At 72.0% G+C, this 8320-nt stretch carries 9 protein-coding genes; 6 read left to right on the forward strand and 3 right to left on the reverse strand.

What is annotated here, in order from left to right; all coding sequences use genetic code 11:
* On the reverse strand, positions 1-337 hold a 337-nt coding region (locus tag ACWGDE_RS32730), incomplete at its 3' end, for a glycerophosphodiester phosphodiesterase (protein WP_453392672.1).
* A 190-nt stretch (positions 338-527) separates the two neighbouring features.
* Positions 528-1175, reverse strand: a complete 648-nt coding sequence (locus tag ACWGDE_RS32735) for a PadR family transcriptional regulator (RefSeq protein ID WP_453392673.1) — start codon at positions 1173-1175, stop codon at positions 528-530.
* Between the two features lie 49 nt (positions 1176-1224).
* Here ACWGDE_RS32735 and ACWGDE_RS32740 point away from each other — a divergent pair, with 49 nt between their 5' ends.
* The 6 genes from ACWGDE_RS32740 to ACWGDE_RS32765 all read left to right on the forward strand — a co-directional run bounded on the left by ACWGDE_RS32740 (position 1225) and on the right by ACWGDE_RS32765 (position 7424).
* Complete coding sequence (locus ACWGDE_RS32740; RefSeq protein ID WP_453392674.1) at positions 1225-2361, forward strand: LLM class flavin-dependent oxidoreductase; 1137 nt, start codon at positions 1225-1227, stop codon at positions 2359-2361.
* A gap of 10 nt (positions 2362-2371) precedes the next feature.
* Positions 2372-3382, forward strand: a complete 1011-nt coding sequence (locus tag ACWGDE_RS32745; protein ID WP_453392675.1) for an alpha/beta hydrolase — start codon at positions 2372-2374, stop codon at positions 3380-3382.
* 81 nt (positions 3383-3463) lie between these two features.
* Complete coding sequence (locus ACWGDE_RS32750; RefSeq protein ID WP_453392676.1) at positions 3464-4870, forward strand: DUF6421 family protein; 1407 nt, start codon at positions 3464-3466, stop codon at positions 4868-4870.
* Between the two features lie 26 nt (positions 4871-4896).
* Positions 4897-5658: an SDR family NAD(P)-dependent oxidoreductase gene (locus tag ACWGDE_RS32755; protein ID WP_453392677.1), complete on the forward strand. Its 762-nt coding sequence runs from the start codon at positions 4897-4899 to the stop codon at positions 5656-5658.
* Positions 5659-5669: 11 nt separating this feature from the next.
* Positions 5670-6773 (forward strand): threonine aldolase family protein, encoded by a 1104-nt coding sequence (locus ACWGDE_RS32760; protein WP_453392678.1) that lies wholly within the window; start codon positions 5670-5672, stop codon positions 6771-6773.
* Positions 6774-6824: 51 nt separating this feature from the next.
* On the forward strand, positions 6825-7424 hold the full coding sequence (locus ACWGDE_RS32765; RefSeq protein WP_453392679.1) for a transglutaminase-like domain-containing protein: 600 nt from the start codon (positions 6825-6827) through the stop codon (positions 7422-7424).
* On the opposite strand, the gene ACWGDE_RS32770 is transcribed toward ACWGDE_RS32765, so the two are convergent.
* A partial coding sequence (locus ACWGDE_RS32770) for an MFS transporter (protein ID WP_453392680.1) occupies positions 7360-8320 on the reverse strand: 961 nt, incomplete at its 5' end. The two genes, ACWGDE_RS32765 and ACWGDE_RS32770, sit on opposite strands and share 65 nt — an antisense overlap.

The raw sequence follows: 8320 nt of genomic DNA on the forward strand, positions 1-8320 counted from the left end.
GCTCCGCGAACGGCCCGACGGCGGAGAGCTCGTGGACCTGTACGCGCAGCGGGGCCCGGACCGCGTCGAGGACCTCTTCCAGGAGGGGCACCTGCTGGCCCTCTCCGGCGTCCAGCCCGCGCAGTTCGGCCAGGGTCAGGTCGGCGACGGCTCCCGAGCCGTCGGTGGTCCGGTCCACTTCGGCGTCGTGCAGGACGACGAGGGCGCCGTCCTTGCTGAGCCGCAGGTCCAGGGCGAGGACGTCCATGCCGGAACGTTCCGCGCGGACGAACGACCGCAAGGTGTTCTCGGGTTCTACGCCCATGACCCCGCGGTGACCGATGGTGAGGAAAGTCAAGGTTCTCTCGCTTCCGTCGACGGCGGCTCCCCGCGCGGTCGCGGTGTCCCGGCCGGCCGCGCGTGGTCGAAGACGAATGCTAGTGCGCCGCGCGGTCGATGGGACCGTCCGCGCGGCGCCGCGGACCGCCGTCCGGCCGCCCGATGCAGGGGCCGCCGGGTCTGCGGAGCCCCGAACGGGGCCCGCCGTGTCACCCGGGCGTGGGCGCGCCCCCACCGCCTTGACGCTCCTGCCCGGAGTCCTCCCGCGATCCGGCCGGTGCGGAGTCCGCCAAGCCTTCCAGGTCCGCCAAGAGGGCGCGGGTCAGCTCCAGTTCGGCCAGGTGCTGGCGTTCGCTCCAGCGCAGGGCGAGCACCGGGAACGCCCAGTCCGGTTCGGTGGCCGCGTGCGCCATGGCCTCCCGTACGGACGCCAGCTCCTGCGTGGTGCGCTCCATGTGCTCGGTGACCATCGCGCGCAGCCGCTCCGGCTCCGCCAGGTGCCCGAGCCAGACCCGCAGCAGCAGCCCGTGCTTGAGCACCGGGGGGCCGGCCTCGGCGGAGTCCGAGGCCCAGCCGGCCAGCGCCTCGCGCCCGGCGGGGGTGATCCCGTAGCGGCGCTTGGCCCGCACCTCCTCGGGCCCCGAGCGCACGGAAGCCGCGTACCCGAGCTCCTCCAGGCGGCGCAGTTCGGCGTAGATCTGGCTGATGGCCGGAGACCAGTAGAAGAAGCGCAGGGAGGAGTCGGCCCACTTCTTCAGCTCGTAGCCGGTGCGCTCCCCGGGGAAGGAGAGGAGGCCCAGAACGGCCCACGCGGTCGGCGGCAGCTCTTGCTTCTTCGACGTCTGACTACTAGTCATATTCCGAATTGAAGTGAGACCGGGCACGGGACGCAACCCTGGAGGCATCGTGAAATTCTCCGTGATCTTCGAAGCTCAGCTCGCCGACCCGACCGTGGAACGGGAGCACCAGGTCATCCGGGACTGCGTCGAGCAGGCGGTGCTCGCCGAGCGGATGGGGTTCGACCGGATCTGGGCCGTCGAGCACCACTCCTTGAAGTGGTACGCCCACATGAGTGCTCCCGAGATCTTCCTGACCTGGGTGGCGGCCCGGACCAACACCATACGCATCGGGCACGGAGTCGTGTGCATGCCCTTCGCCTTCAACCACCCCGTCCGGGTCGCCGAGCGGGCCGCGATGCTCGACCTGCTCTCCGGCGGGCGCGTCGACCTGGGTGCGGGGCGCGGCGGGACCGTGCAGGAGACCTCGCTGTGCGGGGTGGACAGGGACCGCACCACGGCCGAGGTGGAGGAGGCGCTGCGGATCATCGGCAAGGCCTGGCAGGAGGACGAGCTGGAGTACCACGGGGAGCTCATCGACATCGACCCGCACCCGATCCTGCCGAGGCCGAGCCAGACCCCGCACCCCCCGCTCTTCCTGGCGTGCAGCCGGGCCGAGACCCTGACGCAGGCCGCCGAGCTCGGCGTCGGGGCGCTGGTGATGGGGTTCGCCGGGCCGGAGTCCATCGCGCGGATGCGCGCCGTGTACGACGCGGCGATCGCGGGCCGCGACGGCGCCCGCTTCGTCTCCACCGCGGTCAACGACCACTTCTCCGTGCTCTGCCCGACGATCGTGCTCGACGATCCGCAGGAGGCGCGCCGGATCGGTGTCAGGGGCCAGCGGTTCTTCGCGCAGTCCATCGGCCACTGGTACGGCGGGGCGGGCATCCCGGACGAGGCGGTGGTGGCCGGAGCCGACGAGGACGCGGAGATGCGCGCGGCCGCGGAGCAGGTGGTGGCCCGGCTGCACGAGCTGGACATCCCGGTGCGGCCCACGTCCACGGCCACCTTCAACGCCGACCACGCCTACGGGAGCGCGGACGAGGCCATCGCGTACGTCGAGCGGCTCAGGGACGCGGGGGCCGACGAGATCATGTGCCTGATCCAGATGGGCACGGTGCCGCAGGAGGCCTGCCTGGAGACCCTGCGGCAGTGGGGCGAGAAGGTCATCCCGCATTTCGCGGGCACGCCGGGCCGGAACGCGTAGGGGGCCCGCCGTGACCGAGGTGAACCCCGGCTCCGGGGCCGACCGGCTGGACCCGGCCGTCCGGCCCTACGTGGACGCGCTGGCGTCCTTCTTCCCCGACCTCGGCGGAAGCGTCACCGACGCCGACGAGGCGCGCCGCATCCTGGCCGCCGTACCGCGGGCGGTCCCCCCGCCCGTCGTGGGCTCGGTGGAGGACCGGGACGTTCCCGGGCCGGACGGGGCGCCGCCGGTCCCGGTGCGCGTCTACTACCCCGACCCCGAGCGGTGGCCCGGGCCCCGGCCGACCGTGGTGTTCTGCCACGGCGGCGGCTGGGTGCTGTGCGACCTCGACAGCCACGACGCCACCGTCCGGGCCCTGTGCCGGGCCTCCGGTGCCGTCTTCGTCTCCGTCGACTACCGCCGGGCGCCCGAGGACCGCTTCCCCGCCGCCGTCCACGACGCGTACGCCGCCCTGTGCTGGGCGGCCGGGCACGTCGCCGAGCTGGGCGGGGACCCGGCCGCCCTGGTGGTGGCCGGGGACAGCGCCGGCGGGAACCTCGCCGCGGCCTCGGTGCTGCTGGCGCGCGACCGCGGGGGACCGGCCGTCGCGCTCCAGGTGCTCGTGTACCCCTGCCTGGACGCGGGGCAGGACACCGGGTCCTACCGGAGCAACGCCGAGGGCTGCTTCCTGACCGCCGCGCACCTGCGCTGGTTCTGGGAGCAGTACCTGGGCCCGGACGGCGACGGCGGCGATCCGCTGGCCTCCCCGCTCGCCGCCGACCCGCGGGGGCTGCCGCCCGCGTACGTGGTGGTCGCCGGGTGCGATCCGCTGCGGGACGAGGGCGAGGCGTACCACCACCGGCTGATCGCGAGCGGGGTTCGTTCGGTCCTCGACTCCCACCCCGCAATGTTCCACGGGTTCCTCGCGCTGGCCGGCGTACTCCCACAGGCCCGCCAGGTACTGGACCGGCTGGGCGAAGTCATCGACTCGACGTGTAACGACGGGAAGAATTTCGGTGGACCTGGGGGTGATGCAGGATAATTTCCCGCATCTCCTCTTGAACAGGAGACCCTCACGTGCTTACGCTGCCTTGACGTGAGGTTCTCCTGTGGAGGAAGTGACATGACGGAAACTCTTGTGCCGGGTATCGGCGGCGCCGTGATAACCGCCGATGTGCGGGTGGTGGACCACCCGGCGTGGCCCGAGCTCAAGGCCGCCGTGGAGGAGATCCGGCCCTGGCAGTCGCCCGACGGCTCCATCGACTTCGACGCCGAGGGCGCGCCCACCCGTGCCGCCGCCGATGTCGCGATCGAGCGCGTGATCGCCGGAGTGGAGGCGCTGTCGCCGCTGCTGCCGCACGACGGCGCGTACCACCGTGCCCTCATCGGCGACCTGAGCAAGTGGGCCGCCGACGGCTTCGTCGTGCCGGACTTCCTCGACTCCCTGATGGCCTTCCACCCGGCGGCCGACCGCGCCGACGGGCTCCAGCACCTCGTGGTCTTCCCGATGTACACGCAGAACGGCAACCCGGACCGCAACCTCGAGGCCGTCGTGCTGAAGATGGTCTGGCCCGAGTGGCTCTCCGAGCTGGAGCGCACCCGGTACGACAACCCGCTCTTCCTCGGCATCACCCTGGAGGACTTCACCCCGGGTTACGACACGCACTCCGCCGTGCTCTTCCCGGAGACCATCGCCGTGCGCGAGGCCCCCGAGCGGTTCACCTGGGGCGGCATCTTCTGCGACCGCGAGGCCGCCCGGTACCGCAAGGTCACCGAGGCCGCCGTCGACATCCTCGGCATCGAGCTGCCCGAGGACATCGCCCGCATGGTCGAGGACCAGGAGCGCTGCGAGAAGGCCTTCGTCCTGTGGGACATGGTCCACGACCGCACCCACAGCCACGGCGACCTGCCGTTCGACCCCTTCATGATCAAGCAGCGCCAGCCGTTCTGGATGTACGGCCTCGAAGAGCTGCGCTGCGACCTCACCGCCTTCAAGGAGGCCGTGAAGCTGGAGTCCGAGGGCAACGAGCACGGCCGCGACGTGCAGTACGCCGTCCTCTTCGACCGGATGTTCCGCTTCCCGGTCTCCGGCGACCGCAACCGCAACTACGACGGCCTCGGCGGCCAGCTCCTCTTCGCCTACCTCCACAAGCACGACGTGGTGCGCTGGACGGACAACAAGCTGAAGATCGACTGGATGCGGGCCCCGCAGGTCACCAACCAGCTGTGCGCCGACATCGAGGAGCTCTACCGGGCCGGCATCGACCGCCCGAAGCTCGTCCACTGGTTCAAGGCGTACGAGCTGGTCTCCACCTACCTCGCCCCGCACCCGGGCTCCAAGTGGGCCAAGGGTCCCGACGCCCTGGACCTCACGCAGCCTCCGCGCAAGCTCGTGGACGACGTGCTTCCGGACGAGTTTCCGCTCAGCATGTTCTATGAGGCCCTCGCCAAGAAGCTCAAGGGTGTGATCGCCTCGACGAAGGGCATCACCGCTCTGAACTCTGACGACGCTCGGCGAGTGGCCGCGTGAGCACTCGCCCTCAGGAGGCTGCACCGATGAACGGCTCCGGGAACGGCAACGGAAAGCTCCATGGGGCGGTAGTGGCGGTGGCCGGGGCCGGCGGGCCCGCCGGCCGTGCCACCCTGCTCCGCCTCGCCGAGGCGGGTGCCGTGGTCGTGGCGTCCGACGCCGACGCGGCACGGCTCGCCGAAGCCGTGGACGCGGCGCGCTACGCCCACGGCGGCGCCACCATCACTGGTGACACCGTCGACCTGCTCGACCTGGACGCCACCAAGGCCTGGGCCGAGCAGACCGAGAAGGAGTTCGGCCGCATCGACGGCCTCGTGCACCTCGTCGGCGGCTGGCGCGGCAGCACCACCTTCACCGACACCGACCTCGCGGACTGGGACTTCCTGGAGAAGCTCCTCATCCGCACCGTCCAGCACACCTCGCTCGCCTTCCACGACGGACTGCTGCGCAGCGACCGCGGCCGCTTCGTCCTGGTGAGCCAGTCCGGCGCGCACAAGCCGGTCGCCAACAACGCGGCGTACAACGCGGGCAAGGCGGCCGCCGAGGCCTGGACCCTCTCGATGGCCGACTCCTTCCGCAAGCTGGGGGGCGAGGACGGCCCCGGGGCCGCGGCTGCGATCCTGGTCATCAAGGCACTGGTGCACGACGCGATGCGCGCCGAGCGTCCCACTGCGAAGTTCGCGGGCTTCACCGACGTCAAGGAGCTGGCCGAGGCCATCGCCGGCGTCTGGGAGCGGCCCGCCTCCGATGTGAACGGACAGCGTCTGTGGCTCACTCCCCAACCGTGAAGAACGCTGCCGTGAAGAACGCTGCCGTGAAGACCGCGATCAGGAAGTCCCAGGCGAAGACCGACGCCCGCCGGCACCACGACCCGGCGGTGCGCGGTTTCGCCAGCGACAACTACGCCGGGGTGCACCCGGAGATCCTGGCGGCCGTCGCCCTGGCCAACGGGGGGCACCAGGTCTCCTACGGCGACGACGAGTACACCGAGCACCTGCAGAAGGTCTTCCGCAGCCACTTCGGCGCCCACGCCGAGGCCTACCCGGTCTTCAACGGCACCGGCGCCAACGTGACGGCCCTGCAGGCCCTCACCGACCGCTGGGGCGCGGTGATCTGCGCCGAGAGCGCGCACATCAACGTGGACGAGGGCGGTGCGCCCGAGCGGATGGCGGGCCTCAAGCTGCTCACGGTCCCCACCCCGGACGGCAAGCTCACCCCCGAGCTCATCGACCGGCAGGCCTGGGGCTGGGAGGACGAGCACCGGGCGATGCCGCAGGTCGTCTCGATCACTCAGAACACCGAGCTCGGCACGGTCTACACGGTGGACGAGATCCGGGCCATCGTCGAGCACGCGCACGGCAAGGGCATGAAGGTCCACCTCGACGGTGCCCGGATATCCAACGCCGCGGCCTCGCTCGACGTGCCGATGCGCAGCTTCACGAACGCGGTCGGCGTGGACGTGCTCTCCTTCGGCGGCACCAAGAACGGGATGATGGCCGGAGAGGCCGTCGTCGTGCTGAACCCGGACTCCGTCCGGCAGATGAAGCACATCCGCAAGATGTCCATGCAGCTCGCCTCCAAGATGCGCTTCGTGTCGGTGCAGTTCGAGGCGCTCCTCGCGAAGGACCTGTGGCTGCGCAACGCCGGTCACGCCAACGCGATGGCGCAGCGGCTGGCGGCCGGGGTGCGCGAGACCGACGGGGTGGAGATCCTCTACCCGGTGCAGGCGAACGCCGTGTTCGCGCGGCTTCCGCACGAGGTGACGCGCCGGCTCCAGGAGCGCTACCGCTTCTACTTCTGGGACGAGATCGCCGGCGACGTCCGCTGGATGTGCAGCTTCGACACCCAGGAAGAGGACGTGGACGGCTTCCTCCAGGCCCTGAAGGAAGAGCTGGCACGCTAGCGCCATAAATCTATAGGCATGCAGTCGGATGCATGGGTATGCTCCTGGATCATGGAACTGATCCAGGAGCATTCCGACGTTGCCGCCTATCTGGCGGCCGATGAAGCCGTCGACCACGACCACCCGCTGGTCCAGGAGACCGCCGACGCCCTGTGGACCGCCACGGGCGACGCATATTCATACGCCAAAGTGGCCTTCGAGTTCGTCCGCGACACCATCCCGCACTCGGCCGACTCCGGCGACGACCGCGTCTCCTGGCGCGCCTCCGACGTCCTGGCCACGCGCAACGGCATCTGCTACGCCAAAGCCCACGCGCTGACCGCCCTGCTGCGCGCCCGGGGCATCCCGGCCGGTCTCTGCTACCAGCTCCTCGGCGACGAGGACGGGTCGAACCCGGTGATCCACGGGCTCGTCGCCCTGCGCCTGCCCGGCAGTTCCGACTGGGCCCGGGTGGACCCGCGGGGCAACAAGCCCGGCGTGGACGCCCAGTTCACCCTCGACCACGAACGCCTCGCCTTCCCGGTCCGCCCCGAACTCGGCGAGATCGACTACCCCGAGGTGTACGCCGCACCGCACCCGGCGGCGCTCAAGGCGCTCCAGGAGTCCGCGGACCGGCCGCAGTTGTGGCGGAACCTGCCGACGGCGCTGTAGGGGTCCCGGATCCGGCGCCGGCCCGGGTGGCGGCCCCGGCCGTCTCCCGTACGCGCCCGCGCGCCGTCACCAGGGCGTGCAGCAGGGCGCCGGCCAGCTGGAGGCCCGCGATCGCGAGCACCAGGGTCCAGGGCGGCGCGTCGGCCGCGAGCCCCACGAGGGCGGCGCCCGTCGACGCGGCCGTCACCTTGAGCCCGGCGCCGAGGGTGAAGACCTGGGTCCGCACCCCGTCGGGCGCGAAGTCCGAACGGATGCGCAACGTGGCCGTCAGCAGCGGCCCGTCGCACACCCCGGCGGCCGCGAACGCCACCGCCGTGAGGGCGACCGACGGGGCGAACGCGGCCGCCGCCAGCGCCACCCCGGTCGCCGCCATGGCCCAGCGGGCCAGCCGGCCCGGCGCCACGGCCGTGATCCGGCCCAGCGTCAGGGAGCCGGTCAGGGCGCCCAGGGCGAAGGCGGTCATCAGCACCCCGCCGCCGCCCGGGCTGCCGAGCCCGGTGGCCAGCAGCACCGAGGTGGTGGTGAGCGCCCCGACGCCCACGAAGGCCAGGGTCGTGGCCGAGGTGACCGCCCGCAGCTCCCGGATCCGCCACAGGGCGGCCAGCCCGGCGCCCAGCCCGGCCCGGGGTTCGCCGTGAGCGGGACCCGGACCGGGGTTCTCGTACGGAAGGGTCGCCGCCAGCGCCGCCGCCAGCGCTCCGGACGCCGCCAGCAGTGCCATCGCGGGGCCGGCCGAGCCGAAGGCGGCGACCAGGCTCACGGCCGCCGGAGCGGTGACCGCGGCGCCGTTGTAGGTCGACGCGTCCCAGCCGTACGCCCGGTCGCGCGCGGGGCCGGCCGGGATCAGCCCCGCCACCAGGCTGGACAGCCCGCCGGTCACCATCGGCCCGCAGGCA

The sequence above is a fragment of the Streptomyces sp. NPDC054956 genome (assembly GCF_053609185.1).